Below are 16,899 nucleotides of genomic sequence, written 5' to 3' on the forward strand. Positions count from 1 at the left end.
AGAGCTGCGTTTCCACAACTCTTTTTTATTTTAGTGATCTAATTCAATGAGTAAGTCACCCGTTTGAATTGCATCTCCGTCATTAACATATACTTTTTTCACTTTACCATTAAACGGCGCTTGAACTGTCGTTTCCATTTTCATCGCTTCTGTAATTGCCATAGAATCGCCTTTTTTCACTTCATCGCCTTCTTTTACAACTACTTTAATAACCGTTCCTGGCATTGTTGCACTAATGTGGTTTGGATTTTCACGGTTTCCTTTCACACGTTGTGCAACTGTCGCTTTCACACTTTCGTCTTTCACAACAATCTCACGTGGTTGACCGTTAAACTCCAAGTAAAGCACACGATTTCCATCTGGCTGAGGCTCTCCAATTGATACTAGTTTAACCATCAATGTTTTACCTTGTTCAATTTCCACATCGATTTCTTCACCAAGTCTCATACCATAGAAGAATGTCGGTGTATCAAGCACAGATACATTTCCATAAATCTCAGCAACTTTTTCGTAATCCATAAATACTTTTGGATATAATGCATATGCAACGACATCAAACATCGTCACTTCGCGTCCAAGTTTATGGAATAGCTCTTCTTTTAACGCGTCGAAATCTACTGGTTCTAATAATTCACCTGGTCTTACTGTTAATGGTTCTTTCCCTTTTAAAATAATTTCTTGTAACTTTTTCGGGAAACCACCATATGGTTGTCCTAAATCTCCAGAGAACATTTCAACAACAGATCCTGGGAAGTCCATAGAATGTCCACGCTCTAAAACATCTTGTTCTGTTAAGTGATTTTGAACCATGAATAATGCCATATCACCAACAACTTTAGATGATGGTGTTACTTTAACAATATCACCAAACATGTCATTCACACGGCGGTACATTACTTTCACTTCATCGAAACGATCGCCTAAGCCAACCGCTTTCGCTTGTTGTTGTAAATTACTATACTGTCCGCCTGGCATTTCGTGCATATATACCTCTGTATGAGGAGCATTCATACCACTTTCAAACGGTGCGTAGTATTTACGTACATCTTCCCAGTAATGAGATAATTTTTCTAATGAATCTATATTAACATCTGGCTGTCTTTCGTTTCCACCTAACGCATAGTATAGCGTGTTCGCACTTGGTTGTGACGTTTGACCAGCCATAGAACTTACTGCTACATCGACAATGTCAACACCTGCTTCAATTGCCTTCGTATACGTTAATATACCATTTCCACTCGTATCGTGTGTGTGCAGGTGAATCGGAATCGATACCGTCTCTTTTAATGCTGAAACTAAATCATATGCTGCATTTGGTTTTAGTAAGCCCGCCATATCTTTAATACCTAAAATGTGAGCTCCTGATGCTTCTAATTCTTTTGCTAAATTTTTATAGTAATTTAAATCATATTTACTACGCAGTGGATCATGAATATCCCCTGTGTAACACATCGTTGCTTCTGCAATTTTACCAGTATCTCGTACAGCATCAATCGCAACTCTCATACCTTCTACCCAGTTTAAGCTATCAAAAATACGGAACACATCAATTCCAGCTTGGGCAGAACACTCCACAAACTTTTGAATTAAATTATCCGGATAGTTTTTGTAACCAACCGCGTTTGAAGAACGAAGTAACATTTGGAATAAAACATTTGGCATTTTTTCACGAAGATCTAGTAATCGTTCCCACGGATCTTCTTTTAAGAAACGATATGCAACATCAAACGTTGCACCGCCCCACATTTCTGCTGAGAATAAGTTCGGTAACATTCTCGCTGTCGGCTCTGCAATTTGGTGTAAATCTTTTGTGCGAATACGCGTTGCAAGTAATGACTGATGCGCATCACGGAATGTTGTATCCGTTAAAAGTACACGTTTTTGATCTTGTACCCATTTTACTAATCCGTCTGCTCCACGCTCATCCAAAATTTGTTTCGTTCCATTTTTGATTGGCTCTGAGTGTAATACATTCGGTATACGAGCATCTGGGAAAATTGGTTTCTCTTTTTTCCCTACTCCTGGGAAGCCATTTACTGTTACTGTCCCGATGTAATTTAACATTTTCGTTCCTCGGTCTTTACGTTTCGAGAACAAGAATAGTTCAGGTGACGCATCAATAAATGAAGTGTCATATTCCCCTGATAAGAAGTTTTTATGTTTTACTACATTCTCTAGGAATGGAATATTCGTTTTAATACCACGGATACGGAATTCTTTTAAGTTACGTTCCATTTTTGCAGCAGCTTGTTCAAAAGTAAGCGCCCATGTTGTAACTTTTACGAGTAAAGAATCATAGTACGGTGTAATAACAGCACCTTGGAAACTATTACCTGTATCAAGACGAACTCCAAAGCCACCACCTGATCGATATGCCATAATTTTTCCTGTATCCGGCATGAAATTATTTAGTGGATCCTCAGTCGTTACACGAGATTGTATTGCAAATCCATGTACAACAACTTCCTCTTGCTTTGGAACACCTACCATTTTACTATGTAATGCATGTCCATCAGCTATTAAAATTTGTGATTGAACGATATCGACTCCTGTAATCATTTCTGTAATTGTATGTTCTACTTGAACACGCGGATTTACTTCAATGAAATAGAAGTTATCATCTTTTACAAGAAATTCAACTGTTCCTGCGTTTAAATAATTTACATTTTTCGTTAATTTCACAGCAGCATCACAAATACGCTGACGCAAATCATCTGAAAGCGACACACTAGGTGCAATTTCTACTACTTTTTGATGACGACGTTGTACAGAACAGTCTCGCTCGTATAAATGAACAACATTGCCCTCTTCATCTGCTAAAATTTGAACTTCTATATGTTTAGGTTTTTCAACGAATTTTTCTACGTATACTTCATCATTACCAAAGGCTGCTTTTGCTTCTGACTTTGCTCGATTATACGATTCTCTTAATTCTTCACTAGTACGTACAATACGCATACCACGACCGCCCCCGCCAAGGGAAGCTTTAATAATAATCGGGTAATCATACTTTTCAGCAAATTTTTCGACTTCTTCTAATGAATCTACTGGCCCATCACTACCAGGAATAACTGGAATTTGTGCTAGCTGCGCTTGTGTTCTTGCTTTTACTTTATCTCCAAACATATCTAAATGCTTACTTTTTGGACCGATAAAGATAATCCCTTCTTCTTCACAACGTTTTGCGAATTGAATATTTTCTGACAAGAAACCATATCCAGGGTGGATTGCATCTACATGATTACTTTTCGCAATCTCAATAATGCCCTCAATATCTAGATAAGCATCAATTGGCTTTTTTCCTTCCCCAACTAAATAGGATTCATCGGCTTTATAACGATGATAAGAACCACTATCCTCTTTAGAATAGATTGCAACTGTTTTTAATCCCAGTTCCGAACAAGCTCGAAACACACGAATTGCAATCTCTCCACGGTTAGCTACCAATACTTTTTGAATACGTTGCAGCTTTGTCATGATTTTCCCCCTCTACTTTCCTACCACTCTAGAGATAAAATATATACACACCATAAAGAGCGTGAAGTTCTTCACTTTCCACATTATATTATACTTAGAAAGCTTCACTTTATTTTTATCCATCATACCTTATTTTTTAACAAATGATAAGTTTTCTGAGCAATTTGTCTCACAAAAATAGTATAGCATACCTCTTCCTTATGTAACAACCTAATTGTATATCACATTAATTTAAATGTGATATATCCTTTCGTTAAAAACTAAAATGGTATATCCTATTTAAAAAACAAAAAACACATCGCGCTCTAAAGCACAATGTGTTTTTATTTCACAACTACAAGACGTGGTCCATCTTGTTCTCTTTCTTTCATTATCGTATTTTGCTCTTTCTCTTGTCGTTTTACATTGCTGGCTATATTTAACAATATACCCATCGCAATTAAATTAGCCAATAAAGAACTACCACCATAACTAATAAACGGTAAAGGTACCCCTGTAAGCGGTATTAATCCAGACATACCACCGACATTAACAAAAGTTTGTATTCCAATTAAACTTGCAATTCCGATTGCAATTAAACTTCCAAATGGATTTTTACATTTTTGTGCTACTCTAAACGAACGAATAATAATAAGTAATAAACAGATTAAAATAATAGCTACCCCTATAAAACCTAGTTCTTCAGATATAATTGCCATAATAAAATCTGTTTGCGGCTCTGGTAAGTAGCCATACTTTTGTATACTATTCCCTAATCCTCTACCATTTAACCCACCTGAGGCAATTCCAATAAATGAATTAACTAATTGGAATCCATCATTTTGAGGATCGTTAAACGGGTCAAGAAAAACTGAAAATCGAGCTTTTTGGTAATTATTCAATTTATAATTCCCAATAAAATACAATGCAGGAACCCATACGATAGATGTTAATATAAACCTTTTTATCCACAGGTTAACATTAACTCCTGAACAGAAGAACATAATTAACACTGTTCCACCTATTAATATGTCAGTCCCTAAGTCATTTTGTAATAAAATTAATACCATCGATCCACCGACAACAAATAGGGGGGGGATTATCCCTTGTAAAAAAGGGGTTTGCCTCTCTTGTTTCTTAGCAAAAAAACTTGCTAACGTAATAATTACTGCTATTTTTACAAACTCAGCTGGTTGTATACCTAGTATCCATCCTTTTGCACCATTGATTACCTTACCGAAAAGGAAGGCTGCTGTTAGTAAGCCAATACCCCCTAACCCCATAGCTGCAAGAACTATTTTCTTCCTCCAAAATTTGTAAGGTACTACAGCGACAATCACTAGCATTACCGTTCCAATAGCAAGAGAAACTAATTGTTTTTTAAAAAAGTGATCTGCCGGCCAGTTATATTTCGATGAAATCGCAACAATGGAACTAGAACTATATACCATTATAACTCCCAGCACACATAAGATAACAAGAGGAAGTAATAATGAATAATCCATTGATTTCCATACTCTTTTCATTTCATTTCCTCTCTCTGTTTCAATTTAATTATTGTTGTATTCCATATGTACATTGATTCTTCCTGCTTTATTATACAAATAAAAAGCTCAAACTTTTTCAGTTTGAGCCCCCTTATTTGAACCCGTTATTGTTGTTTGTTTGTAAATGCTTCATGAAGTGCAGATAACTCACGTTCAAGCTCTCCTAACATTGCTTTCCCTTGTTCTTCTGCAATAAGACCAAGGCGAACTGCAAAATCGACTTCGCGGGATAGTCCAAACATTTGTGTGTCTAACACTTCTTCATATAATGGACATTGCGGCATTGTAAGATGGTCCATTTGCACCTTAATAAGTCTTAAAATCTTCTCCGCATCCGCTTGTAGAAGGGCTAGTGCCTTTTCCTGATGATTTGATACTGTCTCAGACGCCAAATTGATTCCCTCCGTTTCCGTCCTACTCTCTCCTATCTATTAATATTAGCGATAGTTTTAATAAATTGCAATAGAAACATTTTTTGTGACAATAGTGTCTAATACTATTATACTGAAAAGTGGGAGTATAACACAAATGGGGGAACAACAATGAGCGAAATTTTATTTATTAATGGAAAAGTTCGTTTTCCAATCACTATCGATCCAACCGTTTGGATCTTTGATGATCGAAAAGTAGATTTGACAACTTACTTTGATGAAACGAGAGAAAACACTTCAGAACTAGAAGCTTATTTAAAAAACACTTCGGAACATTGGGATCGCGAAATCCGTGATGGTGCTGCTTTCCCGCCGATACAACAAAGTGTAAAGAAATTTAAAAAAGAACAGCTAATCACTGGAACATTCGGTATACCATTTCAACCTTTTCTTGCTAATGCCGAAATTTCAGATGACGCTACGCAAGTCGAGATCGAAACAGTAGATGATACAATAACGCTTCCATTAGAAACTGTCAAACATGCTATTCTTGGTTTTTCAAAAGAAGGAAAACCATTAAAAGAAGATGGACCTGTTCATTTATATTACAATGATGGATCTAATAGACAAAATCCAATCCGTAACATCCGCAAATTTACAATTATTTAAAGAAAAGGAGTGAGCTTTTGCTCACTCCTTTTTATAGTAAATCTGCGGCTAGTTGAGCTAAATTAGATCGCTCCCCTTTAACAAACTTTACATGACCACTAATACGTTGCTCTTTAAACTTCTCTACAACGTATGTTAAACCGTTATTATATTCATCCAAATACGGATGATCAATTTGCTGAGGATCTCCCATTAATACGATTTTACTTTTTTCTCCTACCCTTGTTAGTATCGTTTTCACTTCATGCTTCGTTAAATTTTGTGCTTCGTCAATTATAATGAATTGATCTGGAATACTTCTCCCGCGTATATACGTAAGAGCTTCTACTTCTATCGAACCCATTCCAGCTAAAATAGCATCTAACTCTCCTGGTTTTTTCGTATTAAATAAATACTCTAGATTATCAAAAATCGGTTGCATCCACGGTCTTAACTTTTCTTCTTTTTCTCCCGGTAAATAACCGATATCTTTCCCAACTGGAACAATTGGCCGTGCAACGAGTAGTTTTTTATATAACCCTAAATCTTCCGTTTGCATGAGCCCCGAAGCTAAAGCTAGTAATGTCTTTCCTGTACCAGCTTTCCCTGTTAGCGTGACTAGTGGAATATCTTCACGAAGCAACAATTCTAATCCCATAATTTGCTGCACATTTCGTGGTCGTATTCCCCATACTTGTTCATTGTGAAAAATAAGTTTCTTTACCTTCTTACCTAAATGATCCACAATACCTAGTGCTGAACTAGATCCACCTAACGCATCTTTCATTACTACAAACTGATTTGGATAAAAAGGATGATTTGCAATTTCGGATAAAGGCAATTCGCCTTTTTCATAAAAATAATCCAATTGTTCTTTTGATATATATCCTTCTAAAAATCCTGAATATATATTTTCCACTTCAATAACCCGATCACTTAAATAATCTTCCGCCTTTAAACCTATTGCATCTGCTTTTACCCTTACGAGCACGTCTTTACTTACTAAAATAACAGACTTCCCGTCCTCTTTTTCTTGTTCTTCTAAAGATAGATTTTTTGCTACAGCTAAAATTCGATTATCATTTGTTTTTTCTACAAAAATATCTTGTAGTTGGACAAACGAACGATGATTTAATTCAATACGAAATGTACCGCCGTTTTCTAGCGGAATACTTTCATGCAGTTTTCCTATTTCACGAAATTTGTCTATTAACTTAGATACATAACGAGCGTTTCGTCCTACTTCATCCATATAACGTTTTTTCGAATCAACCTCTTCTAATACAACTGCTGGAATCACTACTTCATTGGTTTCAAATGAAAAAATAGATAAAGGATCCTGCAAAAGTACATTCGTATCTAACACATAAATTTTATCCAACCTGTTACCCCCTGACTCCACTTTTAAATTTGTAGAACAAGGGTTTCATCCATAAAATATGGACGAACCATTGTTATAATTATATGTACCGTATAAACGAGGTAGAATCGAAATTTATAGCCATTAAACCTTTTATTTATTTTTTATTCATTTCTATTCAATATATTACTTTTAATTATAATTATTAACATAAAATCACAATAAGTGATTACAAAAGTTAATAACTGACTTTCTTATTTATCACATTTATAATTCTTTCATTCCTGCTAACACTTGGTTATCGAGCTTTTTAGCTGCACGAAGATCATACGTTTTTTCATATGTTGGCTCAATTGCAAGTTTTGCACCATAAAACATAACATCACGTACTTCTTGTACAGTTACTTCTATTACAGTTAATTTTAGAGGAATGCCTTCCATTCTATCAGTCAAAATTTCACCTGCACCACTTATGGAAAATACGGATTCATTCGCCATTATAGTCAATACCACTCCAGTACTATGTCTTATATTTTCCACAATACGTGAACGTTGATCTACTGCAAATCGAATACTAGTTTTACTCACTGCATACACCCAAGAAATAGCACTTACGTTAGGAACTTGTTTTTCAAAATCTGTTGTTGCTACCATAACAATACACTCTTTACGTAACGTTTGTACTAAATCATCTGTTAATGTGGGCTCTACTACATTCGCCATATTTCCACCTCCAAATATACTTCATATATCCTTATCATAACCTATTTTTTGAATTGCGAAAATATTATTTTTTCCCACTATTATTCAAAAACATTACACTTCCATGATATACTTATACTGATAGAATTCGTATTGAGGTGACGAAATGAGAGTCAAATGTATGATTTGTGATAAAAAAGATATGTTAGATGATGAAAATCCTATGGCAAAAAAACTGCGTAATCGCCCTATTCATACATATATGTGCATGGAATGTTCGGAACGAATTGCTGAACGTACGATGGAACGTCATGCAAGTGGTAATTTCCGATTATATCGTGATAAAAAAGTCGAAGACGATTGGTAAAATATAAATAAGTCCTTTATCAATATGATAAAGGACTTATTTATATTTTTCAGGTTCGCGATTCATTTGATCCAAAAAACAATCAATAGCTTCTAATGGAAACCTTGCAGATTTTCTTTCTCCATTTATTTCATATGTAACTAAATACATTTCCTCGTTCTTCTTAACTTCCACATTTCTCAATTTATGTTCTTCATATATCATATTTTGAAATAACAAATACGTTTCTTTTGCAGCACTATCATCCGGGCGTGCTTCGGCAACTGTTTTAATTGTTAACCAATTATATAACGCATCTTGTACGGAACGCATAAAACTCCCCCCTCATCCTGCTTTTTGTTGTCTTGCTTGACGTAATCGCAACCTATAAATCCCAAGTACAATTGCTGCTACAACAAGCCCCTCTCCAACAGGTAAAAAAACTGCAAAGAAAGTTAACACTGTACACCCAATCGCTAACGATATATATATTACTATATTTTTTATTATAGATAGTTTTCTTGCAAAACCTAAATTATACACAAGTGCACTTAATATAATAATGACGCCATACAGTAACCACATCCCTAGCTCTGGATTTTCATCAACTTTACATAACTTCGCAAAAAACGACATTCTTTCTAACACCATTTATCCCCCTTCCTCATAAATCAAACCATTTTTGTTTATGTACTTAATACAAGAGTAACCTGTGAAAAAAATACTGTCCACAAAAAGAGTAAATATTCTAAAAAATAAACATAAAAAAACAGCTACCTTAATTAAAGGTAGCTGTTTTACTATTTTACGCTTCTACAGATTTCTTTTTCTTAGCAGCTCTTTCACGTTCGCTCTTATCAAGAATCTTTTTACGTAAACGAATTGATTCTGGAGTTACTTCACAGAACTCGTCATCGTTTAAGTACTCTAATGATTCTTCTAAAGTCATTAAGCGTGGTTTTTTCATTGTTGAAGTTTGATCTTTCGTCGCAGAACGAATGTTAGTTTGTTGTTTCATTTTCACAACGTTAACTGTTAAGTCATTCTCACGAGTGTGTTCTCCGACAATCATACCAGCATATACTTCTGTACCTGGTTCAACGAAGATTACACCACGATCTTCAACTTGCATAATACCGTATTGTGATGCTTTTCCTGTTTCAAGTGAAACTAGAACACCTTGACGACGTCCACCAACTTGTCCAGCGTGTACTGGTTGGTAGCAATCGAATGTATGGTTTAAAATACCGTAACCACGAGTTAATGTCAAGAATTCTGTTGTGTAACCAATTAAACCACGTGCTGGAACCATGAAAGTAAGGCGAACTTGACCGTTTCCGTTATTCACCATATCTAACATTTCACCTTTACGAGCACCCATAGATTCCATAATAGAACCAGTGTATTCTTCAGGTACATCGATTTGTACACGCTCTACAGGCTCACATCTTACGCCATCAACTTCTTTAATGATTACTTCTGGCTTAGATACTTGTAGTTCATAACCTTCACGACGCATGTTTTCGATTAAGATAGATAAATGTAGTTCCCCACGTCCAGATACGATCCATGCATCAGGAGACTCTGTATTATCTACACGTAAACTTACATCTGTTTCTAATTGTGAACGAAGACGCTCTTCAATTTTACGAGATGTAATGTATTTACCTTCACGACCTGCAAATGGACTGTTATTTACAAGGAACGTCATTTGTAGTGTTGGCTCATCAATACGTAATAATGGTAACGCATCTTGATGTTCAACTGGACATACTGTTTCACCAACGTTAATGTCTTCCATACCAGAAACAGCTACTAAGTCTCCAGCTTTTGCTTCTTCAATTTCTTGACGTTTTAATCCCATGTAACCAAATAATTTTGTTACGCGGAATTGTTTTACGCTTCCGTCTACTTTCATTAAAGCAACTTGTTGTCCAACCTTCATTGTACCGCGGAATACGCGTCCAACTCCAATACGTCCAACATAGTCGTTGTAATCAAGAAGTGCTACTTGGAATTGAAGTGGCTCTTCGCTGTTATCAATTGGTGCAGGAATATGTTCAATAATTGTATCAAATAATGATTTCATATTCTCTTCTTGATTTGCTGGGTTTGAATCTAAGCTTGCTGTTCCGTTCATTGCTGATGCAAATACAACTGGGAACTCTAATTGATCTTCGTTTGCACCAAGTTCGATGAATAAGTCGATTACTTCATCAACTACTTCATCAGGGCGAGCGAAGTCACGGTCAATTTTATTTACTACTACGATTGGAGTTAAGTTTTGCTCAAGAGCTTTCTTTAAAACAAATCGTGTTTGTGGCATACAACCTTCATATGCATCAACAACAAGTAAAACACCATCAACCATTTTCATAATACGTTCTACTTCTCCACCAAAGTCAGCGTGACCTGGTGTATCTAAAATGTTAATTCTTTTATCTTCATAGTGAATCGCAGTATTTTTCGCTAAAATTGTAATACCGCGCTCTCTTTCTAGATCATTTGAATCCATTGCGCGCTCTTCAACGTGTTCGTTCGCACGGAAAGTCCCCGCTTGACGTAATAACTGGTCAACAAGTGTTGTTTTACCATGGTCAACGTGGGCAATAATTGCTATATTACGTAAATCTTGTCGTTTTTTCAACATGTCCAACTCCTAATGTCTTTTTAATCCTTCTCTATTATAAGAGCGAAGGGGATACAATAGCAATTAAAATAAAATCAAGAATGAAAATATAGTTGTATTCTTACTTTTGTGAAAGTAAAATGAGATTGGAGGGTGAAGAAATGGAACACATTCAATATCGCTTTTTATTAACTGCAATTATCGGTGTTATTTTCTTAATTGGTATCGGCATTATGATTGCTGAAAATAGTCCAATCGGTATTATTATTTGCATTATCGGCACATTTGTTACAGTTGGATACGGTTTTGTAACAAAAAGAAAAATGCGTAAATCGCAATAACGTCAAAAAGTAAGAAGCCTGTATACAGCCTCTTACTTTTTTTGTTACTTGGATATAAAGTGAAACTTTAATCAGTGGGGTTTTTCTTCATCCCCCACTGATTATCAGCCCTCACCAATCGGGATAAACGATAACACTTCTTCATACACCCCTGGCTTCGCAACTAATACGCTACTCTTCTCTACGATAGAAAGTGGCACTCCGGAGAATGTTGTTACCTTGCCTCCAACTTCCTCTACAATTATCTGCCCCCCACCAAAGTCCCATGGTGATAATCTAGGCGTTACATATGCATCGATTCTTCCAGTTGCAACGTATACCATCTCTAATGCTGCACAGCCATATGATCTCGTGCCTCTTGCTTTCTTAACAAGTGCCATCATACTTTCCATATTAAGCAATGGATTGTCGGTAAGCCATATCGCATTTAAAGCTACAATACCTTGCTCTACAGTACCTTTTTCTAATAAAGGTATCGGTACTTCATTACAAAATGCTCCAGCCCCTTTTAATGCATGATATAATTCATCATGAACTGGATCATAAATAAGTCCAATCTTTCCGATACCGTTCTCATAAATTCCAATTGAAATTGCAAAATTTCTTTTTTGGTGAACAAAGTTCATCGTGCCGTCAATTGGATCAATTAACCAAACAACCCCGTCAGAAGAAGTTACCTCGTCTCCATAGCCCTCTTCACCTAAAATATGATGATGTGGGAATGTTTCTTTAATTTTCCCAATTAAAAACTGTTCTATTTCTCGGTCCATATTTGTTACTAAATCAGCTGCATTTGATTTTGTTTCTATAATAAGTGCTTTTTTCATTGATGCCATTAAATGCTCTCCCGCATCCCGAATCCACTGTTTGGCGTGTGCATCGATGTCTTTCCATACTTCTTGCATGTTTAAACACTCCGATCTATACTGTTCACAGAAAAAACGAACCCTTTATAAGGTTCGCACCAACTAATTTTTTATACATATACTATTATTACGCTTCTAAACGAATCATTTCAAGTCTTAACACTTCTAACTTTTGTACACACTCTTCTTTTTTCTGTTTATCATCTTCCATCATCGCATCATATAAAGTTGCTAATTCATAATCTAGCTCCAAACGTAGCACCGGTATTCTCTTTTCAGCATCTGTTCTCTTTAACGCATTAATCACCTGTCTCATATTATTTGCCTCCTCCCAATATTCGTCTGCCCTCGGACTAGAATTAATTCAATTTTCTGATTTTTTGTTTTATACTATACTATGTTGGATAAATCATCTATGCAACAAAATTATATTTTTTTATTTAAATTTTTTTGTGCTGTTTTTTTTATGAATAGTACAAGCTATGCTAAAATAAAAGCAAAATAGGAGTTGGAGGAACAATCATGACACTACAAACATTCAAATCAACTGATTTTGAGGTCTTTACAGTTGATGGTCTCGAAGAACGAATGAGTGCAATTAAAACGAACATTCATCCTAAGCTAGAAGCTTTAGGGGAACAGTTTGCAGCGTATTTATCCAAACAAACTGATGAGAACTTTTTTTATCATGTAGCAAAACACGCACGTCGCAAAGTCAATCCACCAAACGATACTTGGGTTGCTTTTTCAACAAATAAACGCGGATATAAAATGCTACCACATTTCCAAATTGGATTATGGGGTACTCATGCCTTCATATACTTTGGTTTAATCTATGAGTGTCCACAAAAAGTGGAGACGGCTCACGCCTTCTTAGAACATATAAATGATTTAAAAACAAATATTCCAAATGACTTCGTTTGGTCCATTGACCATACTAAACCAAGTGTAAAATTACATAAAACACTTGAAACAAATGATTTACAAAAGATGATTGAACGTCTAGCTACTGTAAAAAAAGCAGAATTATTAGTTGGTATTCATATATCACCAGAGGAGTTTTCAGCAATGACCAACGAACAATTCCTTGCTAAGATTGAATCTACGATGCAATCACTCCTTCCTTTATATGCACTTTGTAATCGATAGTAGAAAACGGACAATTTATATTGTCCGTTTTTAGTTGTTATCACATTATATCACTTCAGTTTTTATTTTTCAAAATATTTTTTACATTTTCACAAGCTTTTCTTCTTCAATTTCTTTAGCCTTCTGAATCGCACGGTATATAGAATATCCACTTACTTCTTGAAACTCTTTATCAATTTTCTTTTCTTCTGCTTTCGATGGAACAATCTCTTTAAAACGACGATATAAACCCATTAATTCTTCTCTTACAATTCCTTTTTCATATGCTTTCTCAATCGCTTCATAAAACTTCACAATTGTAACCATTTCCTCATTTGACCAATCATAATCTAACGGATATTGATATTCCATTTCGCACCTCATTTATCATTTCTTCTTATTTCAATACGCTATCTTAAAGTGATTTTTTCTACTTCACTATAGTCACTTTGCATTATACACTATTTATTCATTTTAATGGAATTGCCTTCCACTAGAAGTTAGTAGGCAGCTACTATTTAACATACTCACCGTAAAAATATTTTTTGCTATACATCTATAATTATTGGTGATATAATGCTTTTGTTTTATAGGAAATAAAGTGAAGCTCCCATCTCAAAAAAGCTTTTGTGAATGGCAGAAAAACAAGTCTCATTCTAAAAAAGAACTTAACTTTTTTAGAACAAGATTATATAAAACAAACTCTAATAAATATAAAAAAAAGAAGGGGTGTATAGATTGTCCCAATACGAAACACCATTGTTTACCGCTTTAGTTGAGCACAGTAAGCGAAATCCAATTCAATTCCATATTCCAGGTCATAAAAAAGGGCAAGGCATGGATCCTGAATTTCGCGAATTTATTGGGCATAATGCATTAGCAATTGATTTAATTAACATTGCGCCGCTCGATGATTTACATCATCCAAAAGGTATGATTAAAGAAGCACAAGATTTAGCAGCCGCTGCATTTGGTGCGGATCATACTTTCTTTTCTATTCAAGGTACAAGTGGCGCAATAATGACAATGGTGATGAGCGTTTGCGGTCCTGGTGACAAAATACTAGTGCCACGAAACGTGCATAAATCAGTAATGTCAGCTATTATTTTCTCAGGTGCAAAACCTATTTTCATGCATCCTGAAATCGATCCAAAACTTGGTATTTCACATGGAATCACAATCCAATCTGTCAAAAAAGCACTTGAAGAGCACTCAGATGCGAAAGGCTTACTTGTTATTAATCCAACATACTTTGGCTTTGCTGCGGACTTAGAACAGATTGTACAATTAGCACATTCTTACGATATCCCTGTACTCGTTGATGAGGCTCATGGTGTTCATATTCATTTTCACGATGAACTGCCGATGTCAGCGATGCAAGCCGGTGCAGATATGGCAGCAACGAGTGTTCACAAATTAGGTGGATCTTTAACGCAAAGTTCTATTCTTAATGTAAAAGAAGGCCTTGTAAATGTAAAACATGTTCAATCTATTATTAGCATGCTTACGACTACATCAACGTCTTACATCTTGTTAGCCTCCCTAGATGTTGCTAGAAAACGTCTTGCTACAGAAGGAAAGGCGCTCATAGAACAAACAATACAATTAGCGGAACAAGTTCGTAATGCTATAAATGATATTGAACATCTTTACTGTCCAGGGAAAGAAATGCTAGGTACGGATGCTACTTTTAACTATGATCCTACAAAGATAATTGTATCTGTAAAAGATTTAGGTATTACAGGCCATCAGGCTGAAGTATGGCTTAGAGAGCAATATAACATTGAAGTAGAACTCTCAGATTTATACAACATACTATGTCTTGTCACTTTTGGGGATACAGAAAGTGAGACGAATACACTTATTGCGGCATTACAAGATTTATCAGCAACATTTAAAAATAAAGCTGATAAAGGTGTTCAAGTGCAAGTAGAAATTCCAGAAATACCTGTGTTAGCACTTTCTCCTCGAGATGCTTTTTATTCGGAAACAGAAGTCATCCCATTTGAAAATGCAGCAGGTCGTATTATAGCTGATTTCGTTATGGTTTATCCGCCAGGGATTCCAATCTTTACTCCGGGGGAAATTATTACACAAGACAACTTAGAGTATATTCGTAAAAACTTAGAAGCAGGTTTACCTGTACAAGGTCCTGAAGATATGACATTACAAACATTACGCGTGATCAAAGAGTACAAGCCTATCAGTTGATAGGCTTTTTTTTCACCCTTTTTCCCTTTTCTCATACGATATTATGTAATGTAACGTATAGGTGGGGATACTACTATGATTGTAATAGGCCGTTCTATTGTACATCCTTATATTACAAATGAATATGAGCCATTTGCAAATGAGAAACAACAAATTTTATCTATAATGGCAGGAAATCAAGAAATCTATTCCTTTCGAACATCCGATGAACTCAGCTTTGATCTAAATTTGCGCGTTCATATTATTACTTCTGCATTAGAACTTTTTCAAAGTGGTTTTCAGTTTCGCACATTTCAACAATCTTTTTGCAACCCTCAATATTGGAAAAGAACGTCTCTTGGAGGATTCGAGCTCCTTCCAAACATACCCCCTTCCATTGCCATACAAGATATTTTCAAAAACGGAAAACTATATGGAACTGAATGTGCCACCGCTATGATCATTATTTTTTACAAAGCTTTACTAGCATTATATGAGGAAGAAACTTTCAACCGTCTCTTTGCAAACCTTTTACTTTATACGTGGGACTACGATCAAGATTTAAAGCTCATAACAAAGACAGGTGGCGATCTTGTCCCAGGTGATCTCGTTTACTTTAAAAATCCACAAGTGAATCCAGCTACAATCGAGTGGCAAGGAGAAAATACAATCTATCTAGGAAATTTCTTTTTTTATGGGCATGGCGTAGGTGTAAAAACAAAAGAAGAAATTATATACGCATTAAATGAGCGACGAGTCCCTTACGCTTTCATTTCCGCTTTCTTAACCGATACTATTACCCGTATTGATAGCCGTCTCATGAGCTACCACGCTTCTCCTAGTACACCACAGACATCCATAGGATTTATTCCGATTAGAGATGATGCAATCGTTGCAACAGTTGGCAACACAACTACAGTTTATTAAAAAAAGCACCTACATATGTAGGCGCTTTTTTTATTTAAGCTTTTGAATGTTCTTTATGGTCACAGTCGCAATGAGATCCACATTTCCCGTATAGTACTGTTGATTTTTCATCTTCAAAATGTCCGATTGTTCCTTCACATACTTGGCATACGATTGTTCCCATTTTTCATTTCCCCCTGAGTTTTAATAGTAATCTATTTATTTATCATTAAGCTTTCGCATTATCTCTACTGGCACAGTCACAATTTGTTCCGCATTTTCCGTAAAGCACTGTCGTTTTTTCATCTTCAAAATGTCCGATTGTTCCTTCACATACTTGGCATACGATTGTTCCCATTTTTCATTTCCCCCTAAGTTTATGGTCCTAAAAACTTTCAGCTGTCCATTT

At 35.6% G+C, this 16,899-nt stretch carries 19 protein-coding genes; 6 read left to right on the forward strand and 13 right to left on the reverse strand.

The features are described from left to right. Positions 1-30 precede the first annotated feature (30 nt). From pyc to MR147_RS15975, 3 genes are all read right to left on the reverse strand, one after another. Positions 31-3,477: a pyruvate carboxylase gene (gene pyc / locus MR147_RS15965; RefSeq protein WP_074606308.1), complete on the reverse strand. Its 3,447-nt coding sequence runs from the start codon at positions 3,475-3,477 to the stop codon at positions 31-33. A 323-nt stretch (positions 3,478-3,800) separates the two neighbouring features. Continuing rightward, positions 3,801-4,982, reverse strand: coding sequence for a putative lipid II flippase FtsW (gene ftsW / locus MR147_RS15970; protein WP_074606310.1), 1,182 nt, complete (start codon positions 4,980-4,982; stop codon positions 3,801-3,803). Positions 4,983-5,107: 125 nt separating this feature from the next. After that, the gene (locus MR147_RS15975) at positions 5,108-5,395 is read right to left on the reverse strand and encodes an Fpa/YlaN family protein (protein ID WP_000135695.1); all 288 of its coding nucleotides are present in this window, start codon (positions 5,393-5,395) and stop codon (positions 5,108-5,110) included. A 150-nt stretch (positions 5,396-5,545) separates the two neighbouring features. Here MR147_RS15975 and MR147_RS15980 point away from each other — a divergent pair, with 150 nt between their 5' ends. Beyond that, on the forward strand, positions 5,546-6,043 hold the full coding sequence (locus MR147_RS15980; protein WP_001289788.1) for a molybdopterin-binding protein: 498 nt from the start codon (positions 5,546-5,548) through the stop codon (positions 6,041-6,043). Between the two features lie 31 nt (positions 6,044-6,074). On the opposite strand, the gene MR147_RS15985 is transcribed toward MR147_RS15980, so the two are convergent. Together MR147_RS15985 and MR147_RS15990 are read right to left on the reverse strand one after the other, a co-directional pair. Then, positions 6,075-7,403 (reverse strand): PhoH family protein, encoded by a 1,329-nt coding sequence (locus tag MR147_RS15985; protein ID WP_000358083.1) that lies wholly within the window; start codon positions 7,401-7,403, stop codon positions 6,075-6,077. Positions 7,404-7,649: 246 nt separating this feature from the next. Next, a complete protein-coding gene (locus MR147_RS15990; protein WP_074606312.1) occupies positions 7,650-8,105 on the reverse strand; it encodes a pyridoxamine 5'-phosphate oxidase family protein in 456 nt (151 codons plus the stop codon). A 145-nt stretch (positions 8,106-8,250) separates the two neighbouring features. On the opposite strand from MR147_RS15990, the gene MR147_RS15995 reads away from it, so the two are divergent. Continuing rightward, the gene (locus tag MR147_RS15995; protein WP_001995040.1) at positions 8,251-8,451 is read left to right on the forward strand and encodes a YlaI family protein; all 201 of its coding nucleotides are present in this window, start codon (positions 8,251-8,253) and stop codon (positions 8,449-8,451) included. Positions 8,452-8,487: 36 nt separating this feature from the next. On the opposite strand, the gene MR147_RS16000 is transcribed toward MR147_RS15995, so the two are convergent. The 3 genes from MR147_RS16000 to typA form a co-directional block, all read right to left on the reverse strand. Further along, on the reverse strand, positions 8,488-8,763 hold the full coding sequence (locus tag MR147_RS16000; RefSeq protein WP_001258148.1) for a hypothetical protein: 276 nt from the start codon (positions 8,761-8,763) through the stop codon (positions 8,488-8,490). Positions 8,764-8,775: 12 nt separating this feature from the next. After that, positions 8,776-9,078 carry a YlaH-like family protein gene (locus MR147_RS16005; protein WP_000893666.1) on the reverse strand — a complete coding sequence of 101 codons (303 nt, stop codon included), beginning with the start codon at positions 9,076-9,078 and terminating at the stop codon, positions 8,776-8,778. Positions 9,079-9,235: 157 nt separating this feature from the next. Beyond that, positions 9,236-11,080, reverse strand: coding sequence for a translational GTPase TypA (typA, locus tag MR147_RS16010; protein WP_000914763.1), 1,845 nt, complete (start codon positions 11,078-11,080; stop codon positions 9,236-9,238). A 140-nt stretch (positions 11,081-11,220) separates the two neighbouring features. Between typA and MR147_RS16015 the strand changes: the two genes are divergently transcribed. Further along, positions 11,221-11,400 (forward strand): DUF5325 family protein, encoded by a 180-nt coding sequence (locus tag MR147_RS16015; protein WP_000400127.1) that lies wholly within the window; start codon positions 11,221-11,223, stop codon positions 11,398-11,400. Between the two features lie 104 nt (positions 11,401-11,504). Here MR147_RS16015 and MR147_RS16020 read toward each other — a convergent pair whose 3' ends face one another. Together MR147_RS16020 and MR147_RS16025 are read right to left on the reverse strand one after the other, a co-directional pair. Further along, positions 11,505-12,305, reverse strand: a complete 801-nt coding sequence (locus MR147_RS16020; protein ID WP_001158694.1) for an inositol monophosphatase family protein — start codon at positions 12,303-12,305, stop codon at positions 11,505-11,507. A gap of 88 nt (positions 12,306-12,393) precedes the next feature. Further along, entirely contained in the window at positions 12,394-12,582 is a 189-nt protein-coding gene (locus tag MR147_RS16025; protein ID WP_001250164.1) for a hypothetical protein, read from the reverse strand. Between the two features lie 206 nt (positions 12,583-12,788). On the opposite strand from MR147_RS16025, the gene MR147_RS16030 reads away from it, so the two are divergent. Then, the gene (locus MR147_RS16030) at positions 12,789-13,415 is read left to right on the forward strand and encodes a YktB family protein (protein ID WP_000175082.1); all 627 of its coding nucleotides are present in this window, start codon (positions 12,789-12,791) and stop codon (positions 13,413-13,415) included. 81 nt (positions 13,416-13,496) lie between these two features. Here the strand turns inward: MR147_RS16030 and MR147_RS16035 are convergent, their stop codons facing one another. Continuing rightward, positions 13,497-13,766 carry a UPF0223 family protein gene (locus tag MR147_RS16035; RefSeq protein ID WP_000456556.1) on the reverse strand — a complete coding sequence of 90 codons (270 nt, stop codon included), beginning with the start codon at positions 13,764-13,766 and terminating at the stop codon, positions 13,497-13,499. A 366-nt stretch (positions 13,767-14,132) separates the two neighbouring features. Here MR147_RS16035 and speA point away from each other — a divergent pair, with 366 nt between their 5' ends. Both speA and MR147_RS16045 read left to right on the forward strand, forming a co-directional pair. Next, positions 14,133-15,605: an arginine decarboxylase gene (gene speA / locus MR147_RS16040; protein ID WP_000084882.1), complete on the forward strand. Its 1,473-nt coding sequence runs from the start codon at positions 14,133-14,135 to the stop codon at positions 15,603-15,605. A 75-nt stretch (positions 15,606-15,680) separates the two neighbouring features. Beyond that, positions 15,681-16,511, forward strand: coding sequence for a protein-glutamine gamma-glutamyltransferase (locus tag MR147_RS16045; protein WP_074543979.1), 831 nt, complete (start codon positions 15,681-15,683; stop codon positions 16,509-16,511). 34 nt (positions 16,512-16,545) lie between these two features. On the opposite strand, the gene MR147_RS16050 is transcribed toward MR147_RS16045, so the two are convergent. Both MR147_RS16050 and MR147_RS16055 read right to left on the reverse strand, forming a co-directional pair. After that, complete coding sequence (locus tag MR147_RS16050; protein WP_000536793.1) at positions 16,546-16,674, reverse strand: GapA-binding peptide SR1P; 129 nt, start codon at positions 16,672-16,674, stop codon at positions 16,546-16,548. Positions 16,675-16,719: 45 nt separating this feature from the next. Beyond that, positions 16,720-16,848 carry a GapA-binding peptide SR1P gene (locus MR147_RS16055; RefSeq protein WP_000536805.1) on the reverse strand — a complete coding sequence of 43 codons (129 nt, stop codon included), beginning with the start codon at positions 16,846-16,848 and terminating at the stop codon, positions 16,720-16,722. Positions 16,849-16,899: the final 51 nt, after the last annotated feature.

This window comes from Bacillus cereus group sp. BfR-BA-01350 (genome assembly GCF_022663775.1).
Lineage (GTDB): Bacteria > Bacillota > Bacilli > Bacillales > Bacillaceae_G > Bacillus_A > Bacillus_A paranthracis.